We start from the raw sequence: 2,122 nt of genomic DNA on the forward strand, positions 1-2,122 counted from the left end.
TCCCTACAGGGTCCGCGGGTGCGACCGGCGTCGCCTTCTTGGGCTGGTCACAGGCGGACAGGGCGAGGACGCCCGCCAGCACGGCGGACAGGGGGAGGAAGGAATTGCGCATTTTCATTTCCGAAACCGTGAAAGTATCGCCATCCAAGGCGGGTCAAGGGCGAGATGGACCAGGCCGAACAGGGCGGCGAGATCGAGGAAGTACATATACCTGTAATCGCAGGCTAGAGCGATCAGAAGAAAGCTTCCGGCGAAAGCCAGGGCGCCGGCCTGGAGTCCGGCCATCACCCAGTCTGAGGGCCGCCCCCTCAAGACCAGGACGATCATGATCGCCAGCGAGAGAACGGCGAATGACAGGTGCGACAGGACCGGCGTGCCGAAGAACATGCTGGCGTAATTGTAGAGTTCACGGTCCTGGCGACCTTCCCGTGCGGGCAGCGAAAGCTCCGCAAGCACCAGCTCAGGTCCCTGGACGCCGGTTGATACGGGAAGGCAGGCCAGGATGTTCGGGGTCAGGAAGACCTGCCGGAAGACCGCCAGCCTATGCGCCGCGTAGGCTTCGAAGTCTGCCACCGGCAGGTTCGCCCACGTCTTCGCCACCACCCCCTCACGCATTTGCCAGAGGGCCTCGCCCAGTCCCGGCGCATTGCTGACCGCATCCACCCGCTCTGGGTTGTAACCTTGTGACGCGAGGGCCCGCAGTGTGGCTGTCGCCTGCGGGTCTTCGCTCTGCAGGGGCTCGAACGACGCCTTAGGATCGCGCGCTGCCACTCCTACCAGGTCGAAGTGCTGGATAATGCGAAGTCCTGCGCCTGCGGCCTCGGGTGAGGCCGGGGGCATGAGCCTCTCCATGGCCAGGGTCAAAGCGATAAAGCTGACCAGGCCTGCGCCCAATAGGGTTCCTGTCGCCGATAGCCCAGCCTTCCAGCCCTGTCGGGAACCGGCGGCCAGCCCCACGGCGAGGCCGGCAGCACCAAGGGCCAGGATGCCGTTTTGCCGCACCAGTGCGGCCACCACGAGGAGGGCCAGGCCCCCGACCCAGGCGACACGCCGGCCGGCCCTGTCCGTTCCCTCACCCATGGAGAGGGCCAAAAGGACCGTGCCTGCAATGGCGGCGTTGGCGAAGAAGACGTCCTTCCAGACGATGCCCTGGTAGATCAGCACCTGGGGCGTTGCGATCACGGCCAGCAGGGTAGGCGCCGCCAGCCAGTGGGTGCGCCGGGCCAGCCAAGGCAGGATGGCGAGGCTGCCGAAGAAGAGGGCGACGTTGAAGGTCACGAAGAGGGAGGTTCCCGACAGCACGCTGTCAAACTTGCCCAACAGCCAGGACATGAAGGCAGGATTAAAGGATCTCTGGACGCCGGTGCGGCCCTCGGCCAGTTGGATCACGGAGTCCGTTGTCATGTGGCCCGGCAGCGCCGCTGCCAGGACCAGCAGCAGCCCGGCGACCAGCGCCCCGATGTAGAGAGCCCTCGCGCCCGTCCCGCGCCGCAGGGCCTGCACGTTCCCGTCTGTGGGGTCAGCCTTCTTCGGCATGTCGGCTCCGTCCCATCTCACCCTGCGGAGGCGAACAGATTCCCATCATGCGGCACCTTGCTCCACGAGTCTCTTGAGCCCTGTCACTAGGTCCGTGGCCGGCTGCGCGCCGAGCGTCTGGGCCAGTCGGTCCGGGCTTCCGGCCGAACGTCGGATGTCCCCGGCCCGGCCCTCCGCGTGGGAGATCCCGACCCTTCGCCCCGAAACGTCCCCGAGCCGGCGCGCAAGCTCCAGGAGCGACGTCTCCAGGCCCGTACAGACGTTCAGAACCTCCGCCTCCGGTCCCGCCTGCCGGCCCGCCGCAGCGATGAGGGCGTCGACCACATCCTCCACGAAGACGAAGTCCCGGGTCTGGAGCCCATCGCCGAAGATGGTCAGGCCCTCGCCCCGAATGGTCAGGCTGTGGAAGCGGGAAATCACGCCTGAATAGGGCGAGCCCGGATCCTGGCCCGGACCATAGACATTGAAGAACCTCAGGCCGGTTGACCGCACCCCATGTACCGTCGCTGCTGCCGCGGCGTGCAGTTCGCAGCCCAGCTTGTCCGCGCCATAGGGCGAGAGGGGGCGGGGGCGGGCCGTTTCCACC

The 2,122-nt window shown here is 66.8% G+C and carries 2 protein-coding genes; both read right to left on the minus strand.

Features of this window, described 5'->3' with window-relative positions; genetic code table 11:
* Positions 1 to 114: 114 nt before the first annotated feature.
* A complete protein-coding gene (locus WCJ52_RS12865; protein WP_336903700.1) occupies positions 115 to 1,536 on the minus strand; it encodes a hypothetical protein in 1,422 nt (473 codons plus the stop codon).
* A gap of 45 nt (positions 1,537 to 1,581) precedes the next feature.
* Positions 1,582 to 2,122, minus strand: a 541-nt coding sequence (locus WCJ52_RS12870; RefSeq protein ID WP_336903701.1) for an NAD-dependent epimerase/dehydratase family protein, incomplete at its 5' end; no start/stop codon positions are given.

Origin of the sequence: Phenylobacterium sp. (genome assembly GCF_037138395.1) — a bacterium.
Taxonomy (GTDB): domain Bacteria; phylum Pseudomonadota; class Alphaproteobacteria; order Caulobacterales; family Caulobacteraceae; genus Phenylobacterium.

What these genes read in the sequence shown, in the direction of transcription:
- WCJ52_RS12865 (WP_336903700.1), bottom strand. Translation starts at nt 1,536, where the DNA reads ATGCCGAAGAAGGCTGACCCCACAGACGGGAACGTGCAGGCCCTGCGG.